Source organism: Shimia sp. R11_0, from assembly GCF_017744035.1.
GTDB classification, from domain to species: domain Bacteria; phylum Pseudomonadota; class Alphaproteobacteria; order Rhodobacterales; family Rhodobacteraceae; genus Shimia; species Shimia marina.
This window is the reverse complement of sequence record NZ_JAGHQY010000004.1, coordinates 241051-261864: the sequence shown is the minus strand read 5'-3', so window position 1 is coordinate 261864 and position 20814 is coordinate 241051. Positions and strand designations below refer to the sequence as shown.

The following is a 20814-nucleotide window of genomic DNA, read 5'->3' as shown; positions in this document are numbered from 1 at the left end:
GCGTTGTGGGCTGTTTGTGGGGACGGTGGCCCCAAGCGCGGCATGGGCAGGTGGTGACACAGACAGGATAGTATTATGGCATTTACCATTGCAATTGACGGGCCTGCGGCGGCAGGCAAAGGCACAATTTCCAAAGCGGTCGCAGCGCATTTTGACTGTGCGCATCTGGACACGGGGCTGCTCTATCGCGCGGTTGGCGCACGCACACTGGATGGCACGGACCCGATTGTGGCGGCCAAGGCGCTGGTGGCGGAAGATCTGGCCGCGGATAATCTGCGTACGCCCGAAGTGGCGCAGGCGGCAAGTCGGGTGGCTGTGATTGCAGAAGTGCGCGCGGCGCTGGTGGATTTTCAGCGTGCCTTTGCCCGCCGTGCCGGGGGCGCGGTGCTGGATGGGCGCGACATTGGCACGGTGATTTGCCCGGCGGCGGAGGCGAAATTGTTTGTCACGGCCAGTGCAGAGGTGCGGGCCGAACGACGGTTCCTGGAATTGACCGGCAAAGGCACAGAGACGGATTATGAAACGGTTCTCGCCGATGTCAAAGAGCGCGATGCGCGCGATATGGAGCGTGCAGAAGCGCCCTTGAAGCCTGCCGAGGATGCGATTTTGATCGACACCTCCGAGTTGAGCATTGAAGAGGCTGTGGCCAAGGCCGTTGCGGCCATCACGGCAGCACGGGGCGCTTAAGCGCGCGCTCTGCAGGGTCTGATACAAGTTCGCCGCCACCTGAATGGGAGGCGGCGTTTGTATTTTTTGCCTAGCCTTTGCAGGTCGTCTGTGCGCAGGCCCCAGGTCAGGGGGAGGGATCAGGCGGAGGGGTCAGGCGGATTTTTTCGCGTCTGCCTGAGCTTCCTTTGGGGCCGCATGCTGGGCGTCATAGGTGCTGCGGGCGCTGTCGATATTGGGCAGATTTTCAAGCGCCCAATAGCCCATGGCTTTGACCGGCTCATAAAAAGAGCGGCCCAGATCCGTGAGAGAATATTCCACCTTCGGCGGAATGGTTGGGTGGTATTCACGATGCACAAGCCCATCGCGTTCGAGCTCCCTGAGGGTCAGAGACAACATGCGCTGGGAGATGCCGAGGTGGCGTTTGAGTTCGTTGAAGCGCAGCACCTCATAGGTGGCCAGAGAGATTACGATCAGCACGGACCAGCGATCACCAACCCGGCTGAGCACCTCATTGATGCGCAGGCATTCCGGGCAGCTGGCCTCTTTCTTGTCGGTGCTCATGGCGGCTCCTTTCTGGTGGTTCCCTTGGTGTGACTGGGGCTCACCGATGTGCCTTCTTGTGGCAGTTTCTGGTTCTCTCTATATCGTCAGTATCTGTTTTATACCACCCTGTGTGCAGAGATCTCTGCACCCAAGGTCAGACCCATGAGAGAATAGGACATATTCATGACATCCCTGAAGGATCTGATGAGCTGGCGCTATGCCACCAAGAAGATGGACCCGGCGCAAGCGGTGCCAGAAGACAAGGTGGAGGCGATTCTTGAGGCGATCCGGATGGCCCCCACATCCAGCGGTACGCAGCCGTTTGAAGTCTTTGTGGTGACCAATGACGACATGCGCGCCCAGATTCGCAAAGTGGGCTGGGATCAGAGCCAGATCACCGAAGGCAGCCATCTGTTGGTCTTTGCGGCTTGGGACAACTATTCGGCGGAGCGCATTGATGCGGTGCGGACGCATATGGAGGAGTTGCGTGGCGAAAACCCGATGATCTCCCAGTATTATGAGAACCTGAAAGGGGCCTATCTGCCGCGCGATGCCAGCGTGAACCATGACCACGCTGCGCGTCAGGCCTATATTGCGCTGGGCTTTGCCATGCTGGCTGCGGCGGAGCTTGAGGTGGATTGCTGCCCGATGGAAGGGTTTGATGCCGATGCGGTGGATGAGATCATGGGCCTCAAAGAGCTGGGTCTGAAATCTGTGACGTTGTTGCCGTTGGGCTATCGTCAGGAGGGCGCGGATTGGCTTCTGCCGATGCCGCGTGTGCGCAAATCGCGCGAAGCGATGATCAAAGAGATCAAGTAATACAGGCCTTTGTAGTCTGTTTGGGCGGCGGCGTGTCACGGGATACGCCGCCATCTTTGTTTTTGGGCTTGAAAATCGTCACTTTGATTATGTAATAACATATCAAAATGAATGAGGCGGTGCGATGGCCCGAAATTTGAACAGTTCCCTGCGTGGACGGCGGCGGGGCAACCCGATGCAGACCTATGATGCGCTTCCTCCAGAATTGCGCCAGTGGCTCAGCACGGCGGCCTTGCCCTGGAGCCCGGCGTCTGCGCGGGGCATCTGGCGGCGCGCTGGGGGACAGAAGGATCCACAGGCCGCCCTTGCGCGGTTGGATCTGGTAGAGCAGGCGACGTTGCGCAAGGATCGCTGGTCCGTTGGAATGGACTTGCCGAGCTGAGGGAAAATCGCTATAGAGCCGCTGTCTATAAGGCGCAAATGCCATAAAACAACGGGACGAGCAGGGTCGGAATCGCCGGCCCTCTTTGTTTTTTGTGTGTTTTCCGGTTGTTGGCGCGCCCTGACCAACTCGTTCTGCCATAAGGTGGACACCAACCAAGACCGGCGGAGACAACCGCACGGCCAGTTAAAACGTTTGTAAAGGATTGAAACGCCACATGGCTAACACAACCATGGAGGAATTCGAAGCCCTCCTCCAAGAAAGCTTCGAAATGGACACACCGAACGAGGGTTCGGTTGTCAAAGGCAAAGTCATCGCAATTGAAGCGGGCCAAGCCATCATCGACGTCGGCTACAAAATGGAAGGCCGCGTTGAGCTTAAAGAATTCGCAAACCCTGGTGAAGCTCCTGAAATCGCTGTTGGCGACGAAGTGGAAGTTTATCTGCGCGCGGCTGAAAATGCCCGTGGCGAAGCTGTTATCTCCCGCGAGATGGCGCGCCGCGAAGAAGCATGGGATCGCCTCGAAAAAGCTTACGCAGACGATGCACGCGTTGAAGGCGCGATCTTCGGCCGCGTTAAAGGCGGCTTCACGGTTGACCTCGGCGGCGCCGTGGCCTTCCTGCCAGGTTCCCAGGTTGATGTGCGCCCCGTGCGTGACGCTGGCCCTCTGATGGGTCTGAAGCAGCCGTTCCAGATCCTGAAAATGGACCGTCGCCGTGGCAACATCGTTGTGTCCCGTCGTGCGATCCTCGAAGAGTCCCGCGCCGAGCAGCGCGCCGAAGTTATCGGCAACCTGTCCGAAGGTCAGGCAGTGGACGGTGTGGTCAAGAACATCACCGAATACGGTGCGTTTGTTGATCTCGGCGGCGTTGACGGCCTGCTGCACGTCACCGACATGGCATGGCGCCGTGTGAACCACCCATCTGAGATCCTGACGATCGGTGAAACCGTTAAGGTTCAGGTCATCAAGATCAACAAAGACACCCACCGCATCAGCCTGGGCATGAAGCAGCTGCAAGACGATCCATGGGATCTGGTTGCTGCGAAGTACCCACTGGAGTCCGTGCACAAAGGCCGCGTGACCAACATCACCGATTACGGTGCCTTTGTTGAGCTGGAGCCAGGTGTTGAAGGTCTGGTTCACGTTTCTGAAATGTCCTGGACCAAGAAAAACGTGCACCCCGGCAAGATCGTTTCCACCTCTCAGGAAGTGGACGTCATGGTGCTGGAAATCGACGGCGCCAAGCGTCGTGTTTCCCTTGGTCTCAAGCAGACCATGCGCAACCCATGGGAAGTGTTTGCAGAAACACATCCAGAGGGCACCGAGGTCGAAGGCGAAGTCAAGAACATCACCGAATTCGGTCTGTTCATCGGCCTGCCAGGCGAGATCGACGGCATGGTTCACCTCTCCGACCTGTCCTGGGACGAGCGTGGCGAAGATGCGATCCAGAACTACCGCAAAGGCGACATGGTTTCGGCCGTTGTCTCCGAAGTGGACGTTGAAAAAGAGCGTATCTCCCTGTCCATCAAAGCGCTGGGTGGTGACAAATTCGCAGATGCGGTTGGCGGCGTGAAGCGCGGCTCCATCGTGACTGTTGAAGTGACCGCGATCGAAGACGGTGGCATCGAAGTGGAATATGAAGGCATGAAATCCTTCATCCGCCGCTCCGACCTGTCCCGTGACCGTGCAGAGCAGCGCCCAGAGCGTTTCTCCGTCAGCGACAAGATCGACGTGCGCGTCACCAACATCGACAGCAAGACCCGTCGTCTGGGCCTGTCGATCAAGGCACGCGAGATCGCAGAAGAGAAAGAAGCCGTGGAACAGTACGGGTCTTCCGACTCCGGCGCGTCCCTCGGCGATATCCTGGGCGCAGCGCTCAAGGGCGACGAGTAAGATCACCCGATCTTTTGCTTTATGATTTGGGAAACCCCGCCAGCAATGGCGGGGTTTTCTTTTTGTGGGTATCGCCCTGATCGCCCGATTGGCGCAGTTGTCATTATTTGCCAGGCGGCGAAGCCGACCAGCCCCCGACCCTCCCCACGGGAGGGGGCTTCACCCCCACCCAGGGTCGTGGACTTGTCTATGCGCATGAGTTCAGGCGGTGTGGAGCCACCGGTCGTTGGTCAAGCGGGGTGCCAGAGGTTTTCTGCCTCCGGCGCGCTTGTCTTTCAGCTTGGGCTTTCGTAATGCCGCGCGGCCTCTGCGCTGAGCGCCTTCATCGCGGCGCGGTAAGGGGCGGGGCCAAAGCTGATGCGTGCCACGCCCAGAGCGGCCAACGGGCTGATGTCTGCGGTGACATCCAGACACAGCACATTCACCGGGGCCTGCACATGGGCCACCATCCGTTTGATCAGCTCCGGATCAGTCAGACCGGGCACAAACACACCGCTGGCCCCGGCCTCAACATAGGCCGCCACGCGCCGTGCGGCTTCGTCAAAATGCGCCGCATGGGTTTCCGGCGCGGCCTGCAAAAACACATCGGTGCGCGCGTTGATATAGAGCGGCAAATCCTGCGCCTCGGCTGTGGCGCGGATCGCCTGAATGCGGGACACTTGGGTTTGGAGCGGATGCAGCCCTTTGCCCTCTGACACCACGCGGTCCTCAAAATTGAGCCCCACAGCCCCGGTGGTCAGCAGGCCCTTGATGTTCTCAGAAAGCGCCGCCGGGTCGGTGGCATAGCCGCCTTCAAAATCCACGCTCACAGGCAGCTCGGTGGTGGCAGTGATGCGTTTGGCGGTGTCAAACAGCGCGGTCATGGGCAGGTCTTCGCCATCGCTATAGCCCTGCGCCACCGCCACAGACCAGCTTCCGGTGGCCAGTGCAGGCGCGCCGGCTTGGGCAATGGCCGCAGCGCTGCCTGCGTCCCAGCAATTGTAAAGCACAAGCGGCGTGCCCGGTTGGTGTAAGGCGGCAAAAGCCTCTGCGCGGGTTTTCTGTGTCATCCGTCCATCCTCATCGGTTGATACTGTTGTTCGATTTCGATCAGTTTCTGTTTGCGCCACAGCCCGCCGCCATAGCCGGTGAGCGCGCCATCCGCGCCTAAGATGCGGTGGCAGGGCACCAGAATCGCCAGCTGGTTGGCTCCATTGGCGCGCGCCGCAGCACGGGTGGCGGTGGGGCGGGCAATGCTCTGCGCCAATTGGGCATAGGTGCGGGTTTCGCCTGCGGGAATAGCGCAAAGCGCATGCCAGACCTCTTTGGTGAAGGCGCTGCCGTGAAAAGCCATCGGCGTGTCAAAGCGCGCGCGGTTCCCGGCGAAAAATGCGGTGAGTTCCTGTTCCACCTGATCCGTCGGGCCGTAGCGGCCAAAGCCCAGATCGCCCTTGGCAAAATCACGCAGGCGGGACAACTCGCGGGGCAGGGCCTTGCGTTCCACAAACTCCAGCAGATGCAGGTGAGAGGCGCTGGAGACAGCAATCATATCCCCCAGCGGGGTGTTGAACCAATCCGCGCGCAGCAGACCGCCTTGTTTGAGCGCATTTGGCGAACACCCAAGCAGGCGGGCAAAGGCGGTGCGAAAGGCGGAGGCGCTTTCAAAGCTGGCGCTGTGCTGGGCGTCAATCACACGCTCGCCCTGTCGCAGCACCTCAAAGCCCTCGCGCAGGCGGCGCTGGCGGGCCATTTCCAGGAAGGTCATGCCGAACTGACGTTTGAATGACCGGCGCACGGTGGACAAATCAAAGCCCATCTGGGTGATGTGGTGCTCGGACCAGCGGATGTCTGGCCGTTCATCCAGCGCCTGCAAAAGCGCGGCGATGGCCGGGTCCGCCTCGGCTGCCGGAGCGAGGGGATGACAGCGTTTGCAGGCGCGGTAGCCGCCCTCGATGCATTCCCCGATGGTGGCCACGAAAGTACAGTTTGCCGATTTGGGTTTGCGGGCCGGGCAGGTGAGGCGGCAGAAGATGCCGGTGGTGCCGACACAGACATAGGCGCGCCCATCATAGGCGGGATCACGTGCAAGTAGTGCCGCATAAAGCGTGTCGTGGGAGGGGAGGTCAAACATCATGGGGCTACAGTAACGTGCCGCTGGGGCAGGTCAGCCGAAAATCAGGCGTCTATTCTAAAAAGATGGTGAGGTGATAGTCTGCGCATAGTGTGTGTGAAGGAGGATGCTGGCCCATGATCCAGATTGAGCGGTTGGACCATCTTGTGCTGACAGTGGCGAGTATAGACGCCACGGTGGCATTTTACCGCGATGTGCTGGGCTTTGAGGAAGTGCGCTTTGGGGCAGGGCGCGTGGCGCTTTCCTTTGGACAGCAGAAGATCAACCTGCATGAGCTCGGGCGCGAGTTTGAGCCCAAAGCGGTGCAGCCCACCCCCGGGTCGGCGGACCTTTGTCTGATCACGCGTACGCCGCTCCATGAGGTGGTGAGTCATCTGAGCCAATTGGGAATTTTGATCGAAGAGGGCCCTGTGCCGCGCACCGGGGCGATGGGGCCGATCACCTCGGTCTACCTGCGGGATCCGGATCAAAATCTGATCGAAGTTGCCACCTATGACTGACGTCGTGAAAGATGCGCTTTACGCAGATCCCCGTCTGGTCGCCGCATATGACTCAATCAATGCAGGCCGAGAAGATTTTGACTTCTACCAAAGTCATTTGCCGGCACCGCCCGCGCGCGTGCTGGATGTCGGCTGTGGCACCGGGCGATTTGCCCTTGAATTGGCTCAGATCGGCTATCAGGTCACAGGGTGTGATCCGGCGGCTGCGATGATTGCCCATGCGCAAAGACAGCCACAGGCGGGCGCGGTAAGTTGGCGGGTTGGCACCGTATCCACACTGGCAGATGAGGCGCGTTTTGATGCCGCCGTCATGACGGGGCATGCGTTTCAATGCCTTCTCACGGACGAAGATGTACAGGCGTTTTTCACGTCGATAAATGCGCGGTTGAGGCCCAATGGCGTCTTGATGTTTGAAAGCCGAAATCCCGGTGCCAGGGCGTGGGAGCGTTGGAGACCAGAGTTTTCTGCCTCCCCTGTCGAATTGGGAGATGGGCACACTGTTCAGGTGATCCATAAGGTGATTGCGCAAGAGCCGCCCTTTGTGACCTTCGAGGAGCGCTATGTTTTTGCTTCAGACGGATGGAAGGCAGTTTCACAATCAACTCTGCGTTTTGCCTCACACGAAGACATTGTGCTGTTTGCGCAAGCCGCTGGATTTGAGTGTGTTGGGCTGTGGGGCGATTGGTCCGGGGGGAGCTACGACGCGGCGCAGAGTCCGGAAATGATCTTCAAGTTTCGCCTCGCTCAGGGGTGAGAGAAAAAGGCCGGGCGATTGCCCGGCCTTTTTGATGGTGGTGCTTGTCGTGTTACCGGCCCCGGATGCGCGGGTCGAGCGCGTCGCGCAGGCCGTCGCCGAGGTAGTTCACCGACAGCACGGTCAGGGAGATTGCCAGACCGGGCCAGAACACGCGCTCTGGGTAGTCTTGCAGATATTGTACCGCGTCATTGAGCAGGCGACCCCATGTCGGGAAGTCCGGCGGGAAGCCGAGACCGAGGAAGGAGAGCGCGCTTTCGGTGATGATCGCATTGGCGATGCCAAGCGTCGCCGAGACCATGATGGGGGACAGCACGTTGGGCAGGATGTGGCGGGTGATCATGTTCTTGTTGGACGTCCCGATGGAACGCGCCGCCAGAACAAATTCACGCTCTTTCAGCGACATCACATCACCGCGCACAATCCGTGCGGTGGGCATCCATGAGGTGATGCCAATCGCCACGACGATCAGGATGAAGATCCCGCGCTCCGGCCCAACTGCGGAGGAGAGCGGCTCACGGAAGAGCATCATCATCACCAGCAGAAGCGGCAGGATCGGCAGTGCCAGAAACAGATCGGTCAGGCGCATCAGCGGGCCGTCGAGCTTCTTAAAGTAGCCCGCCATAATGCCGATAAAGCTGCCCAGCCCAAGCGCCAGAAGCATCGCGGTCAGACCCACGGCAATGGAGGTCTGCCCCCCGGCCATCATCCGTGCCAGCGTATCGCGCCCCAGTTGGTCTGTGCCAAAGGGATGCGCGAGGCTGGGCCCCTGATTGCGGGAGCGGATGTCAATATAGGTCGCATCATAAGGCCACAGCCATGGCCCAATGAAGACGCCAAACACGATCACAATGAAGATGATCCCGCCCAAGAGCGCGCCTTTGTGCGCCTTGAACTGGTGCCAGACATCCACCCATTGGGACCGCTCTGGGGTGGTCGGTTCGGTGTTGGTGGTATCAGTCATAGCGGATCCTCGGATCAAGAATGCCGTAGAGCACATCTGCGATCAGGTTGAAGAAAACGATCAGGAAGGCGAACATGAAGGTCAGCGTCTGCACGGTGGGCAGGTCGTTGGCCTGAATGGCGCCAATCAGCTGCGCCCCGATGCCGTTCACAGAGAAGACCTGTTCGGTGATGATGGCCCCGCCAAAGATGGCTGGCAGACCCAGCGCGATCACGGTCACCACAGGGATCATCGAGTTGCGCAGCACATGCACCATCACCACAACGCGCTCGCTCAGGCCCTTGGCACGTGCGGTGCGCACATAATCCTGATTGAGGTTGTCCAGCATTGAGGCGCGCATATAGCGGCTGATCTGGGCGGTGGTCTGAAGGGCGAGCACCATCACCGGCATGATCATCTGGCGCAGCTGCTTTACGAAGCTTTCCCAATCCACCACCTCATGTGTGGTGTCATAGATGAAGGGGAACCAGCCAAGGTTCACCGAGAAGATCACGATGATCAGCGGGCCGGTGAAGAATGGCGGGATGGAGTAGCCGATCATGGTGATGAAGGTACCGGCCTGATCGAAGATCGAATATTGCTTATAGGCAGAGTAGATGCCGATCGGCAGGGCAATCAGAATGCCCACGATGTAGGACATGCCCACAACCCAAAGCGTCTGTGGCAGGCGTTCCACCACGACATCCATCACCGGAGAGCGGGTCTGCCAGCTGATGATGCGCAGCTTGCCTTCGGAGAAGGTGGTGCCAAACATGTGGTCAAACAGCACCTGTGGCTCAACCCAGAAGAATTGCACCAGCCATTTGTAGAACCGGATATAGCCGGGCTCGCCAAGGCCAAGGGCCAGGCGCATCTTTTCTTTGACTTCGGGTGGAACGGTCAGGGGAACCTGTGCCATCGGATCGCCCGGCGCAAGCTCGAGCAGAAGGAATATCACAAGGGATATGAAAAGGAGCGTCGGGATCGCAAGGATCAGACGTCGTATGGTGAAGGTCAGCATCGGAGCGCCTTTGTGCGTCTGTTTTTGTTGTTGAGCCTCACGCAGCGACCTGCCCGTGTGTGGCCAATAAAGAGTGAGGGCGAGCCGTGGCCCGCCCTCTCAAACCGTGTCTTACTTGACGCGATGCCAGTCTGCAATGTTCCACAGCTCGGAGTCCCATGTGTTCAGGACAACACCACCGAGGGAGTTTGCATGTGCGGAGACGCGACCACGGTGCACCAGCGGAACGATGGTGAAGCTTTCGTTGGTCAGCATGTCGTTCATCTTCTTGGCGATTTCGCCGCGCTTCTCGATGTCACCAGTGCGGGCCAGTTCGTCGATCAGAGCGTCATAGGCCGGATCACAGAAGCGGTTGATGTTCTCACCCTGCCACTGGCTGTCAGGCTTTGGCTCGCCGCCACAACGGTAGGCCGCCAGATACTGCTGAGGGTCGGTGCCGTTGAAGGTGTTGGCATACATTTCCACGTCTGCGTAGAACTTCTGGAAGGTGTCAGGGGAACCTGGGTCACCACCAAAGAACACGGATGCAGACAGGTTGCGCAGTTCGGTTTCAACACCGATCTCGCTCCACCACTGTTTGATCAGAGCCTGGAAGTCCTGACGCACGGCGTTGGTGGAGGTCTGGTACAGGATGGACAGTTTCACGCCATCTTTGGCGCGGATGCCGTCGCCACCTTTGACCCAGCCCGCTTCATCCAGAAGCGCGTTTGCGCCTGCGATGTCTTGGGTGAAGCAATCGGTGTTGCCGGATGCGTAGTTCACAGGCACTGGCACCAGATCACAGGTCACTTTACCTGCTTTGCCATAGCCGATTTCCACCAGCAGTTCGCGGTCAATCGCCATGGACAGCGCTTTACGCACGTTGATGTCGGACAGGAATGGGTGTGGATGGGCAACAGTCGCACGCTCACCTTCTGGCAGGTCAGAAGATGGGTTGGTCATGTTCATTTCCAGACGCTCAACCAGCGGGCCGAAGCCTGCGATGGCCACGCCTTTGCCGCCTTCTTCCATCTTGGCAATCACATCGGGTGCCAACTGGAGGTTCCATGCGTAGTCGAATTCGCCGGTTTCCAGAACCGCACGGCCCGCGCCGGTTGCGTCTCCGCCCCCTTTGAAGGTCACGGTCGCGAAGGCAGGCTTGGCTGCGTCACGGTAGTTCGGGTTGGCTTCGTACTGGATCACGTCGTTTGTTTTGAATTCGCTCACAACAAACGGGCCAGTGCCGATTGGGCCAAAGTTCTCAGCGGTACACTCAGGCGCTTTGGCACCCATGCAGTTCTCAAATTGAGCTTTCTGCAGGATTGGGGACTGACCGCCCACAAATGGGCCGTATGGGTTTGGCTTGGACTGGTTGAAGGTCACTTTGACAGTTTTTTCGTCCAGTGCTTCGATGGTTTCGACACCGTCAAAGAAGGCCGCCTGTGCGCAGCCGCCTTCGGGATGCATGCAGTATTCACCGGTGAAGACAACGTCGGCGGAGGTCACTGCAGAGCCATCAGACCACACCATGCCGTCAGCAATGGTCCAGGTGATGGATTTCAGATCCTCGGAAACGCCACCGTTGGCCACGGTTGGGATTTCTTTGGCCAGATACGGCACCATTTTGCCGGTCTCGTCATAGCGGGCCAGAGGTTCGATGGTCAGCGAAGCAGCCTCGATGTCTTTGGTGCCCGAAGACAGATATGGGTTCAAAATCGACGGCGCCTGCCAATAGATAATGTTCACGTGGCCGTCCGAACCGCGCTCTGCCATGGCCGCCGGGGCCATCACAAATGCTGCTGCGGCGCCAAGCATCAAAGTCTTTGCTTTCATGTCTCACTCCATGTTGTGCATGTTTCCATGCGTATTCAGATGGTTTCACGTCCACCCGGATTTTGTTGTCATACATGGGAAGTCGGGCAGCGAATCGCTCACAACCCGTGCACAAAAATGTGTCGTACTCCCCTCCGACTTCCGGCATCACAGACCACTCGGTCAAAAATTGCAAGGGGCCTTTGCGTGTCAGGCGACGAAACCGAAGCCGGCTGGTACCCATCGGTTTGACCTTGAAAGGTTGCGGCGATAGCGTCATCGCTGAGGGGAAAACAATAAGATTAGGGGAGTAACCCGGATGCTAGACAACGCCATTGCCTCAATTGAGAACCTACGGGTTGAGTTCCAGACCAAAGATGGACCTGTGGTGGGCGTGGAGGATGTCTCCTTCAAGGTCAATCCGGGTGAAACCGTTTGTATTGTTGGGGAATCCGGCTCCGGTAAGTCGGTTTCCAGCCTGTCTCTGATGCGTCTTGTCGAGTATGGCGGCGGCGATATTGCGGGCGGTCGTCTGCTGTTTGATCGCAGAGACAGCGGCGAGATGGATCTCGCGCAGGCGGATAAAAATCTGATGCGCACGATTCGCGGCAATGAGATCGGCATGATCTTCCAAGAGCCTATGACGGCGCTCAATCCGGTGTTCACTGTGGGGCGTCAGTTGACCGAAGGTTTGCGGCTGCACAAAAAATTGTCAAAGAGTGATGCAGAAGCGCGCGCATTGGAACTTTTGCGTGAAGTCCGGATCCCTGAACCGGAGCGGCGTCTGAAACAATACCCCCACGAACTCTCTGGCGGCATGCGCCAGCGTGTGGTGATTGCCATGGCGATGGCCTGTGAACCGCGGCTTTTGATTGCGGATGAGCCGACCACAGCTTTGGATGTGACCATTCAGGCGGAGATCCTCGCGCTGATGGATCGTCTCAAACGTGAGACTGGCACGGCGGTGATGTTCATCACCCATGACATGGCGGTTGTCGCACAGATGGCGGACCGTGTGGTGGTGATGTTCCGTGGCAATAAGGTCGAAGAGGGCACCGTCGAGGAGATCTTTGAAAACCCGCAGCACGACTATACCAAAGCCTTGCTGGCGGCCGTGCCGAAACTGGGCGAGATGACTGGCACCGATGTGCCAAGCCCGATGAAGCTGTTTGGCGACACCTCCCACAGCACCGATCCGATCCCGGGCACCGATGAGCCGATCCTTGAGGTGAAGAACCTTGTGACGCGCTTCCCTGTGAAGGGTGGGTTGATGCGGCGTACCGTGGCCAATGTGCATGCCGTAGAAGATGTGTCTTTCACTGTGAACAAGGGGCAGACCTTGTCACTCGTGGGAGAATCCGGCTGTGGCAAGTCCACAGCGGGCCGGTCCTTGCTGCGTCTTGTGGAGCCGACCTCAGGCTCTGTGCAGTTTGATGGCAAAGATATCATCTCGCTGAATGCCAAGGATATGCATGCTGCCCGCCAAGACATGCAGATGATCTTCCAAGACCCCTTTGCTTCCTTGAACCCGCAGATGATGTTGCAGGATCAGGTAGCAGAGCCTATGCGCAACTACGGCACCCATTCGGGCAGCGCCCTGATGGACCGGGTTGCCATGCTGTTTGATCGCGTGGAACTGCCACGCAGCTTTATGCGCCGCTACCCGCATGAAATGTCCGGTGGTCAACGTCAGCGGATCGCCATCGCCCGTGCTCTTGCGCTGAACCCCAAGCTGATCGTGGCCGATGAGGCCGTGTCGGCGCTGGATGTGTCGGTGCAGGCGCAGGTGCTCAATTTGATGATGGAGCTTCAGGCGGAACTGGGCATTTCTTACGTGTTCATCAGCCATGATATGGCCGTGGTAGAGCGGGTGAGCCACTATGTGGGCGTCATGTATCTGGGGCGCATTGTCGAAATCGGCCCGCGCCGTGCAGTGTTTGAAAATCCGCAGCACCCCTATACTCAGGCGTTGATGAAAGCGGTGCCAATCGCCGATCCGCGCCAGCGTAAGTCCGAGAAAGATCTGAACTTCAAGCCGATCCCAAGCCCGATTCATCCTGTGGGCTATGAGGCTGCACCGTCGGAGTACAAAGAGGTGGGGCCGGGCCATCAGGTTCTGATCACCGACAGCGGATATTGATCTGATGACAGACAGATTGAGCCCACGGGCGATTTTGGAAAAGCTGGTCTCCTTTCCCACGGTGTCCAGCGACACAAATCTGCCGCTGATTGATTGGGTGGAAGCCTATCTGAAGAGCCATGGCATCGCGGCCCATCGCCACCCGCATGAGAGTGATCCCGCCAAGGCGGCGGTCTTTGCCCATGTGGGGCCAGAGGTCGAAGGCGCAGTGGTGCTGTCTGGCCATACGGATGTGGTGCCCGTGGAAGGGCAGCCTTGGTCGACGGATCCTTTTGAGGTCGTGGAGAAAGACGGCAAGCTCTTTGGCCGCGGTACTTGCGACATGAAAGGCTTTGATGCGCTTGCGATCTGGGCTGTGGTTGAGGCGCATTACGCGGGGGTGACGCGGCCTTTGCAATTGGCTTTGTCTTATGACGAGGAGATTGGCTGTACCGGCGCTGCGCCGCTGATTGAAAGCATGCAGGCACAGTTTCCCAAAGCGGATGTGGTGATTGTGGGGGAGCCGACCATGATGGGGGCGGTGACCGGTCACAAGGGCGGTATCGGCTTTCATGTACACGTGAAGGGGTTTGAGGTGCACAGCTCGCTGATGCACACAGGTGTGAATGCGATCATGTATGGGGCCAAGCTGATCGCCTGGGCCAATGAGATGAACGCGCAGAACAGTGCGCAGGAGCCTGAGGCGTCAGTGGCCGATTTTGTGCCACCATGGAGCACCCTGCACGTGGGCACCATTCAGGGCGGGACCGCGCATAACATCACCGCATTGGATTGCCAGTTTGATTTGACCTTCCGTCTTCTGCCCGGTGAAAGCGCCGATGTCTGGGTGGCGCGCACCAAAGCCAAAGTGGCCGAGATTGAAGCAGAGATGCAGGCGGTTGTGCCGGGCACTTATATCCAGATGGATGAGGTGTTTTCCCTGCCGGGCGTGGTGCCGGAGGCCGATGGAGCCGCTGAAGCACTGGTGCGGCGCTTGACGGGGGACAATGCCAGCCATGTTGTCAGCTATGGCACCGAAGGCGGACATTTCCAAAGCGCAGGCTATTCCACTGTGATCTGCGGTCCCGGGGACATCGCACAGGCGCATCAGCCCGATGAGTTTTTGTCGGTTGCGCAGTTTGAAGCGGGTCAACGATTTATGCAGAAGCTTCTGGAGGCGTGCCGCTGAGCGGGGTGTTCTCTTTCAAATCGGCGTTAATGCCCCTCTAATTTTAACCAATACTTCAAAAAGCCGCCCCCCGGGGCGGCTAAAGGCTTGGCCTGCTGTATACCTGTTGCTAACGTCGGTGCCGTATCGAGTTTCAGGAAACACATGCGGCATACACTTCCGATAGCACCCCAGTTCTATGTGACGGCTCCGCAACCCTGTCCTTATCTGGATGGGCGTATGGAGCGTAAGCTCTTCACGGCCTTGCAGGGCGACAATGCCACGGCGCTCAACGACGCGCTGTCGCAGCAGGGATTTCGCCGGTCCCAGAATGTGCTCTATCGCCCGTCTTGTACCGATTGCAATGCCTGCCTGTCGGCGCGCATTGATGTGTCCCGCTTCAAACCCACCAAGAGCCAGCGCCGGGCCGCGCGGCGCAATACGCATCTTGTGCGGCGCGCGACATCGCCCTGGGCCACAGAAGAGCAGTTTGATCTGTTCCGGCGTTACTTGGACAGCCGTCATGCGGATGGTGGCATGGCGGATATGGATGTGTTTGAATTTGCGGCGATGATCGAGGAAACCCCCATTCGCAGCCGGGTGGTGGAATATACCGATCGCGACAGCGAGCAGCTCACCGGGGTCTGTTTGACTGATATGCTCGAAGACGGGTTGAGCATGGTCTATTCCTTTTATGACCCTGAATATGTGCGCAGTTCGCTGGGCACATATCTTATTCTCGACCACATCGAGATCGCCCGGGAGGCCGGACTGCCCTATGTCTATCTGGGCTATTGGGTGCCTGGCAGTGCGAAGATGGGCTATAAGGCCAAGTTTTCTGGGCTTGAGATCTATTTTGGCGGCGGTTGGCAGCCGATGCGGGACCCGGAAGAATTCGCCGAACAGCACCACCCGCTGGCCACTCCGCCGATTGCAGAGCAGGTGGCAAATATCTCGCTGCCGGATCTGCGTTCGGGCAAGTATTGATCGCGCGTTCCTTCATGCGGTGGTGTTTGGGGATGTGCGCGATTTTACGTGCTTCAGAGTGCATCTGGAACGGCTTCTTGCTTGCTCTGGGATTTTTAGCGGCATTAGAGCGAAGCTGAGGATTGCTGTGCCTATGTCCTGTCCGGTGAGGTTTGGCTGATTGCAGATCGGGAGACGCTTTTGCGTGTGCGAGAGGCTGCCAGTTGGCGGGCAGGCGCCCCGGTAAGTCATCGTTTTGACAATCCCTCATAGGAAGAGGCCGTATCACTCACACGGCACCAAACTGGTATAAAAAAACGCGGCGCCCGAAGGCACCGCGTTCCACGTTCCGGCAGGGCCGGGATGTGTTTATTCTTCAGCGGCCTCTTCGCCTTCACCCTCTTCGTCGTCACCAGCAGAGCGCAGGCCGGACGGAGCGGAGAGGTTGGCGATCACGAAGTCGCGGTCGATGGTTGGCTTCGCGCCAGCTGGCAGGTCGATCTGGCTGATGGTGATCACATCGCCGATGTCTTTGCCGGTCAGGTCCACAACGATCTTCTCAGGGATGTCCCCTGCGGTCACGTTCAGCTCAACTTCTGGACGTACGATGGTCAGAACACCACCTTTTTTGATGCCAGGTGCCGCTTCTTCGTTTTCAAACTCAACGTGGATGAAGAGGTTGATTTTGGATGTGCGACGCAGGCGCAGCAGGTCGATGTGGGTTGGAAGGTCTTTCACGGTGTCACGCTGAACACCGCGGCAGATCACGCGCACGTCTTCCTGGCCTTCAACTTTCAGGTTGAAGAGTGTGGACAGGAAGCGGCCTTCTTTCAGTTTCTTAAACAGAACGTTGAAAGGGATCTGGATTGCGAAAGGCTCACCTTCGCCACCATAAACAACACCAGGAACGTAACCGTCGCGACGCGCTTGACGAGCGGCGCCCTTGCCTGTCCCCGTGCGTACTTCGGCGTTCAGATCAGGAATTTGACCAGCCATTTTGAATTCTCCATATGCATAGGCGGGGTTCCTCCAAGGCTGTAACCCCGCGTGAAGCCGCGCCTATAGCGCGCTTTGGCCTGAATGCAAAGGGGATTCGCGGCTATTGGCCTTGAAATTCCCGCAAAACGCCCCCCGCCTGCATCACTCGGTCATAGAGAGTGAAATCCGCAGGGCGCGCGGCGCGAAACTTCTCCGCCACTTCTGGTGACACGGGCGCGTCCACGTCTGGGGACACATTTTTCTGTTGCGGTACGATGGGGCGTCCGAAGCGCTCCAGCAGAAAGGCCTGCAGTAGATCCTGATGTTCATAGGCAAACAGGTGATGTACGGGCACATCGCCGACGCCCAGAGACAGGAAGGAGGCCTGAGAGCCAATGCCCGCGGGTTTTGAAGGGGTATCGCTAATGGCATCAAGCAAGAAGTCGTCAAAGCTGATGCCGCCGTGGCAGGCCGGATTGCTGGGCGCCATGCGGTGTGGGCTGCGGTATTTGTACCAGCTGCGCGCGTGATCAATCGGATCGCGCACAACGGCCATGCGTTCTGGTGTTATCCCATAGGTCTCTTTGAGGAACGGGGCCATTTTGGCGTGATATTTGCCGATGGTCATATGTTTCACGCGTTTGGTGAAAATCACATCTGCACGCGGGCGCAGGGCCAGTTCATAGGCGGTGGAGCCGGTTTTCGGCACCGATAGGAACGCCAAATTCTGTTTGAAAAAGACCAACATATGCTCAAAACTTCTTGCCCGGCACGTTTATGGCGCACCGGGCAAGAGAATGTCAAAGCGATTGCAGCAAAGCGAGCGGCGGCCTCAGCTCTGCCAGCGGCCCTCGAAGTCTTCCGGGATCATCAGGATATCCCGGTCGACCTCGGAAAGAGTGCGTTTGCCACAGAGCGCCATGGAGACATCGAGCTCCTTGTGGATCACTTCCAGCGCTTTGGTCACGCCGGCTTCGCCCATGGCACCCAGCCCATAGACAAAGGCGCGCCCGATGTAAGTGCCACTGGCGCCCATCGCCACGGCTTTCAAGACGTCCTGACCGGAGCGGATGCCGCTGTCCAGATGCACTTCGACCTGATCGCCAACGGCTTCCAGAATAGACGGGAGCGCGCGGATCGAGCTTTGCGCCCCATCCAACTGGCGGCCGCCGTGGTTTGAAACGATGATGGCATCGGCTCCGACCTTGAGCGCCATACGGGCGTCATCTGCATCCAGAATGCCCTTCAGGATGACTTTGCCGCCCCATTGTTCTTTGATCTTTGCGATCTTGTCCCAATCCAGAGAAGGGTCAAAGCTCTGTGCTGTCCATGCGCCCAGATCGGCCGTGTCGGTCACGCCTTTCACATGGCCCACGATATTGCCGAAGTTGCGCCGTTTCGCGCCCAGCATGCCAATGCCCCAGCGCCATTTGGTCATCAGGTTGGCAATGGTGGAGGGGGTCAGTTTGGGTGGGGCAGAGAGGCCGTTTTTCAGATCTTTATGACGCTGACCAAGGATCTGAAGATCGAGCGTGATCACCAGCGCAGAACACTTGGCGTCTTTGGCGCGCTGGATCAGACGCGAGACAAAGTCCTCGTCCGTCATGGTGTAGAGCTGAAACCAGAACGGTTTGGTGGTGGCTTCGGCGACCTCTTCGATCGAGTTGATAGACATTGTGGAGAGCGTGAAGGGCACGCCGAATTTTTCCGCAGCACGCGCGGCTTTGATTTCGCCATCGGCATGTTGCATGCCGGTCAACCCGACGGGGGCGAGTGCGACGGGCATGGCCACATCTTCCCCGATCATCTGGGTTTTGGTGCTGCGCCCGGCCATATCCACCGCCACACGTTGGCGCAGATAGATGTCTTCGAAATCCGAGGTGTTCTCGCGGAAGGTTTTCTCCGTCCAGCTGCCGGACTCCGCATAGTCGTAAAACATGCGTGGAGCGCGGCGTTTGTGCAGACGCTTGAGATCTTCGATGCAGGTGATGACAGGCATGAGTTTCTGAAACTCCCTCTATTGGTAAGGGTTCCTTACCAATGCGTGCCATTTTCTGCAATCCCTTTGTTCATTAAGATTTTGTTTACCATTTGTGCGCAACTTGTTCTTGTTGTGTGTTAAATGGTGTTGCGGAGGTCCGCATGAAGGGCGTTGTGTTCGTCGAATTGATCCATATGGCCGAATCCGTCATGGGTGAGACGGCTGTGGATCACATCCTCGATAAGATTGAGTTGCAGAGCGATGGCGCCTTCAGCGCGGTTGGCAATTACCCCTGTTCTGAGCTGCTGCGTATTGTGGAGGCGTTTGGAGCCGAACTGAATGTGCCAGTGGAGGCCTTGCATGTGCAGTTCGGCCATTGGATGTTTGCACGATTTGTACAGGGCTACCCGATGTTTTTTGAAGGCAAACCGGATGGGTTTGCCATGTTGGAAGCCATCGAGAATGAGGTGCATGTGGAGGTGCGCAAGCTCTATCCAGAGGTGGAGCTACCACGGTTTACCACGCAGAGGCAGGGGCCTGACAGTCTGCGGATGGTGTATTCCAGCGAGCGCCCGTTGCAGCATTTCTGTCGCGGATTGATTGAGGCCTGTATGGCGCATTTTGACCATCAGGCGACCTTGCAGATGACCGATCACTCTGCGGAGGGGCACTGCACCGCGGAGTTCCTGATACAGAAAGTACAGAAAGCCGCCTGATGTATTTGCGTAAACCCAGCAATGTGGCCGCTGCCGGTCCTGACAGTACGGAGCCTGACGCCCCGCCATCTGACGGGGTGTCGCGGCGACGGTATGAGCGCGAACGCATGGCGCGAGAGCAGGCCGAGGCGCTGCTGGAGGCCAAGAGCCGGGAGCTTTATGAGGCCAATCAACGTTTGCAGGGCTTGCTGGGTTCGTTGGAAGAAGCGGTGAAAGAACGTACGCGCGAACTGGATCAAGCACGGGTTGCGGCAGAATCCGCCAATGAGGCAAAATCCGTATTTCTCGCCTCCATGAGCCACGAGATCCGAACGCCGCTCAATGGCATCTTGGGGATGGCTCAGGCGCTTGCGGACAGTGGGTTGAGTGAGGATCAGAACAAGCTGGTGCGGCTCTTGCAGGACAGTGGAGGGCTGTTGCTCTCCATCATCAATGACGTGCTCGATATCTCAAAGATTGAGGCGGGAAAGCTTGAATTTGAGCTGGTGCCCTATCGGGTGCGTGATCTGGTGGCGCAAATGCAGCAGCACTACGCGTTTCGGGCACAGGTTAAGGGGTTGGCGTTTGAGGCGGTGTTGTCTCCGCGGGCCGATGTTACGGTGCTGGCGGATCCGACACGGGTGATGCAGGTGGCCGGGAACCTTCTGTCAAATGCCATCAAATTCACCCAGAAGGGGGGCGTGCGACTATTGGTGGATCTCACGCCTCAGAAAGAGGGGGCTGCAGTATTGTCGGTCACTGTGTCTGATACCGGACCGGGCATCGCCAAGGCCCAACAGCCGCGCCTGTTTCAGCGGTTCAATCAGGCCAACGCCAGTGTGCGCCGCATCCATGGCGGCACCGGGTTGGGCCTCGCGATCTCCCGTCATATCTGTGAAACAATGGGGGGTGAAATTGTGGTGCGCAGTGACCTGGGGGAGGGCGCAGAGTTTCAGGCCAATATGGCGGTGGAATTGGTGGTTGATGCGGCTGCTGTTGAGGGGGCGGAAGGGACACAGCTACACGCCGCCAGCTTGCGTGGGCTCAATGTGCTGGCGGCAGAGGACAACCGCACCAATCAGATTGTGTTGCGCCATATGCTCAAGAACGCAGGGGTGTCCTTGACCGTTGTGGCGGATGGGCAGGAAGCGGTGCAGGCCTGGCTGGGGGGCGGCTATGATATGATCCTGATGGACATCAATATGCCGGGCATGGATGGGCTTGAGGCCACGCGCATCATTCGCGGGCTGGAGCATCAGAACATGTTGGAGCCCATCCCCATTCTCGCGGTCAGTGCCAATGCCATGGTGCATCAGGTGGCCGATTATCTGAATGGCGGGATGAGTGGCCATGTGGCCAAACCGATCAGCCGAGGCAGTCTGGTTGAGGCGATGCAGGGGGCTTTGCAGGCGACGCCGCGATTTGCATGAGGCCGCGCGAACGACATGAAAATGGGCTGTGTCGTTGGCGGAGATGATGTG

General features: G+C 58.4%; 20 protein-coding genes. 11 read left to right on the top strand and 9 right to left on the bottom strand.

Annotation, left to right across the window (positions count from 1 at the left end; translation table 11 throughout):
• Positions 1-75 precede the first annotated feature (75 nt).
• Positions 76-687, top strand: coding sequence for a (d)CMP kinase (cmk, locus tag J7382_RS10550; protein ID WP_209068992.1), 612 nt, complete (start codon positions 76-78; stop codon positions 685-687).
• Between the two features lie 132 nt (positions 688-819).
• On the opposite strand, the gene J7382_RS10545 is transcribed toward cmk, so the two are convergent.
• Positions 820-1230: a helix-turn-helix domain-containing protein gene (locus J7382_RS10545; RefSeq protein ID WP_209068991.1), complete on the bottom strand. Its 411-nt coding sequence runs from the start codon at positions 1228-1230 to the stop codon at positions 820-822.
• Positions 1231-1395: 165 nt separating this feature from the next.
• On the opposite strand from J7382_RS10545, the gene J7382_RS10540 reads away from it, so the two are divergent.
• From J7382_RS10540 to rpsA, 3 genes are all read left to right on the top strand, one after another.
• Positions 1396-2031 (top strand): NAD(P)H-dependent oxidoreductase, encoded by a 636-nt coding sequence (locus J7382_RS10540; RefSeq protein ID WP_209068990.1) that lies wholly within the window; start codon positions 1396-1398, stop codon positions 2029-2031.
• A gap of 124 nt (positions 2032-2155) precedes the next feature.
• Positions 2156-2413, top strand: a complete 258-nt coding sequence (locus tag J7382_RS10535; RefSeq protein WP_209068989.1) for a DUF6525 family protein — start codon at positions 2156-2158, stop codon at positions 2411-2413.
• 217 nt (positions 2414-2630) lie between these two features.
• The gene (gene rpsA / locus J7382_RS10530; RefSeq protein WP_058238134.1) at positions 2631-4307 is read left to right on the top strand and encodes a 30S ribosomal protein S1; all 1677 of its coding nucleotides are present in this window, start codon (positions 2631-2633) and stop codon (positions 4305-4307) included.
• Positions 4308-4582: 275 nt separating this feature from the next.
• Here rpsA and J7382_RS10525 read toward each other — a convergent pair whose 3' ends face one another.
• Positions 4583-5356 carry an isocitrate lyase/phosphoenolpyruvate mutase family protein gene (locus tag J7382_RS10525; RefSeq protein ID WP_209068988.1) on the bottom strand — a complete coding sequence of 258 codons (774 nt, stop codon included), beginning with the start codon at positions 5354-5356 and terminating at the stop codon, positions 4583-4585.
• Entirely contained in the window at positions 5353-6420 is a 1068-nt protein-coding gene (locus J7382_RS10520; protein WP_209068987.1) for a trifunctional transcriptional activator/DNA repair protein Ada/methylated-DNA--[protein]-cysteine S-methyltransferase, read from the bottom strand. The genes J7382_RS10525 and J7382_RS10520 overlap by 4 nt, the downstream gene beginning before the upstream one ends.
• Before the next feature lie 113 nt (positions 6421-6533).
• Here J7382_RS10520 and J7382_RS10515 point away from each other — a divergent pair, with 113 nt between their 5' ends.
• Together J7382_RS10515 and J7382_RS10510 are read left to right on the top strand one after the other, a co-directional pair.
• Positions 6534-6917 carry a VOC family protein gene (locus J7382_RS10515; RefSeq protein WP_209068986.1) on the top strand — a complete coding sequence of 128 codons (384 nt, stop codon included), beginning with the start codon at positions 6534-6536 and terminating at the stop codon, positions 6915-6917.
• A complete protein-coding gene (locus tag J7382_RS10510; protein WP_209068985.1) occupies positions 6910-7671 on the top strand; it encodes a class I SAM-dependent methyltransferase in 762 nt (253 codons plus the stop codon). Before J7382_RS10515 ends, J7382_RS10510 begins: the two co-directional genes overlap by 8 nt.
• Positions 7672-7723: 52 nt before the next feature.
• On the opposite strand, the gene J7382_RS10505 is transcribed toward J7382_RS10510, so the two are convergent.
• The 3 genes from J7382_RS10505 to J7382_RS10495 form a co-directional block, all read right to left on the bottom strand.
• The gene (locus tag J7382_RS10505; RefSeq protein ID WP_209068984.1) at positions 7724-8635 is read right to left on the bottom strand and encodes an ABC transporter permease; all 912 of its coding nucleotides are present in this window, start codon (positions 8633-8635) and stop codon (positions 7724-7726) included.
• Entirely contained in the window at positions 8628-9635 is a 1008-nt protein-coding gene (locus J7382_RS10500) for an ABC transporter permease (RefSeq protein ID WP_058238129.1), read from the bottom strand. Before J7382_RS10500 ends, J7382_RS10505 begins: the two co-directional genes overlap by 8 nt.
• 111 nt (positions 9636-9746) lie before the next feature.
• Positions 9747-11447: a peptide ABC transporter substrate-binding protein gene (locus tag J7382_RS10495; protein ID WP_209068983.1), complete on the bottom strand. Its 1701-nt coding sequence runs from the start codon at positions 11445-11447 to the stop codon at positions 9747-9749.
• A gap of 298 nt (positions 11448-11745) precedes the next feature.
• Here J7382_RS10495 and J7382_RS10490 point away from each other — a divergent pair, with 298 nt between their 5' ends.
• From J7382_RS10490 to J7382_RS10480, 3 genes are all read left to right on the top strand, one after another.
• Positions 11746-13566, top strand: a complete 1821-nt coding sequence (locus J7382_RS10490) for an ABC transporter ATP-binding protein (protein WP_209068982.1) — start codon at positions 11746-11748, stop codon at positions 13564-13566.
• Between the two features lie 4 nt (positions 13567-13570).
• Positions 13571-14734: an acetylornithine deacetylase gene (gene argE / locus J7382_RS10485; RefSeq protein ID WP_209068981.1), complete on the top strand. Its 1164-nt coding sequence runs from the start codon at positions 13571-13573 to the stop codon at positions 14732-14734.
• A gap of 144 nt (positions 14735-14878) precedes the next feature.
• The gene (locus J7382_RS10480) at positions 14879-15700 is read left to right on the top strand and encodes an arginyltransferase (RefSeq protein ID WP_209068980.1); all 822 of its coding nucleotides are present in this window, start codon (positions 14879-14881) and stop codon (positions 15698-15700) included.
• A 348-nt stretch (positions 15701-16048) separates the two neighbouring features.
• Here the strand turns inward: J7382_RS10480 and J7382_RS10475 are convergent, their stop codons facing one another.
• The 3 genes from J7382_RS10475 to J7382_RS10465 all read right to left on the bottom strand — a co-directional run bounded on the left by J7382_RS10475 (position 16049) and on the right by J7382_RS10465 (position 18656).
• Positions 16049-16675, bottom strand: a complete 627-nt coding sequence (locus J7382_RS10475; protein WP_209068979.1) for a 50S ribosomal protein L25/general stress protein Ctc — start codon at positions 16673-16675, stop codon at positions 16049-16051.
• Positions 16676-16778: 103 nt separating this feature from the next.
• Positions 16779-17405 (bottom strand): hypothetical protein, encoded by a 627-nt coding sequence (locus J7382_RS10470; protein ID WP_209068978.1) that lies wholly within the window; start codon positions 17403-17405, stop codon positions 16779-16781.
• A gap of 84 nt (positions 17406-17489) precedes the next feature.
• Positions 17490-18656, bottom strand: a complete 1167-nt coding sequence (locus tag J7382_RS10465) for an alpha-hydroxy acid oxidase (RefSeq protein ID WP_209068977.1) — start codon at positions 18654-18656, stop codon at positions 17490-17492.
• 143 nt (positions 18657-18799) lie between these two features.
• Here J7382_RS10465 and J7382_RS10460 point away from each other — a divergent pair, with 143 nt between their 5' ends.
• Positions 18800-19354, top strand: a complete 555-nt coding sequence (locus tag J7382_RS10460) for a heme NO-binding domain-containing protein (protein WP_209068976.1) — start codon at positions 18800-18802, stop codon at positions 19352-19354.
• On the top strand, positions 19354-20763 hold the full coding sequence (locus J7382_RS10455; RefSeq protein ID WP_209068975.1) for an ATP-binding protein: 1410 nt from the start codon (positions 19354-19356) through the stop codon (positions 20761-20763). Before J7382_RS10460 ends, J7382_RS10455 begins: the two co-directional genes overlap by 1 nt.
• Positions 20764-20814: the final 51 nt, after the last annotated feature.

Coding starts and splice junctions, on each gene's coding strand:
- J7382_RS10465 (WP_209068977.1), bottom strand. CDS start 18,656: ATGCCTGTCATCACCTGCATCGAAGATCTCAAGCGTCTGCACAAACGC.
- J7382_RS10480 (WP_209068980.1), top strand. CDS start 14,879: ATGCGGCATACACTTCCGATAGCACCCCAGTTCTATGTGACGGCTCCG.
- J7382_RS10535 (WP_209068989.1), top strand. CDS start 2,156: ATGGCCCGAAATTTGAACAGTTCCCTGCGTGGACGGCGGCGGGGCAAC.
- J7382_RS10510 (WP_209068985.1), top strand. CDS start 6,910: ATGACTGACGTCGTGAAAGATGCGCTTTACGCAGATCCCCGTCTGGTC.
- J7382_RS10505 (WP_209068984.1), bottom strand. CDS start 8,635: ATGACTGATACCACCAACACCGAACCGACCACCCCAGAGCGGTCCCAA.
- J7382_RS10470 (WP_209068978.1), bottom strand. CDS start 17,405: ATGTTGGTCTTTTTCAAACAGAATTTGGCGTTCCTATCGGTGCCGAAA.
- J7382_RS10475 (WP_209068979.1), bottom strand. CDS start 16,675: ATGGCTGGTCAAATTCCTGATCTGAACGCCGAAGTACGCACGGGGACA.
- J7382_RS10460 (WP_209068976.1), top strand. CDS start 18,800: ATGAAGGGCGTTGTGTTCGTCGAATTGATCCATATGGCCGAATCCGTC.
- J7382_RS10520 (WP_209068987.1), bottom strand. CDS start 6,420: ATGATGTTTGACCTCCCCTCCCACGACACGCTTTATGCGGCACTACTT.
- J7382_RS10545 (WP_209068991.1), bottom strand. CDS start 1,230: ATGAGCACCGACAAGAAAGAGGCCAGCTGCCCGGAATGCCTGCGCATC.
- J7382_RS10455 (WP_209068975.1), top strand. CDS start 19,354: ATGTATTTGCGTAAACCCAGCAATGTGGCCGCTGCCGGTCCTGACAGT.
- rpsA (WP_058238134.1), top strand. CDS start 2,631: ATGGCTAACACAACCATGGAGGAATTCGAAGCCCTCCTCCAAGAAAGC.
- argE (WP_209068981.1), top strand. CDS start 13,571: ATGACAGACAGATTGAGCCCACGGGCGATTTTGGAAAAGCTGGTCTCC.
- cmk (WP_209068992.1), top strand. CDS start 76: ATGGCATTTACCATTGCAATTGACGGGCCTGCGGCGGCAGGCAAAGGC.
- J7382_RS10490 (WP_209068982.1), top strand. CDS start 11,746: ATGCTAGACAACGCCATTGCCTCAATTGAGAACCTACGGGTTGAGTTC.
- J7382_RS10495 (WP_209068983.1), bottom strand. CDS start 11,447: ATGAAAGCAAAGACTTTGATGCTTGGCGCCGCAGCAGCATTTGTGATG.
- J7382_RS10525 (WP_209068988.1), bottom strand. CDS start 5,356: ATGACACAGAAAACCCGCGCAGAGGCTTTTGCCGCCTTACACCAACCG.
- J7382_RS10500 (WP_058238129.1), bottom strand. CDS start 9,635: ATGCTGACCTTCACCATACGACGTCTGATCCTTGCGATCCCGACGCTC.
- J7382_RS10540 (WP_209068990.1), top strand. CDS start 1,396: ATGACATCCCTGAAGGATCTGATGAGCTGGCGCTATGCCACCAAGAAG.
- J7382_RS10515 (WP_209068986.1), top strand. CDS start 6,534: ATGATCCAGATTGAGCGGTTGGACCATCTTGTGCTGACAGTGGCGAGT.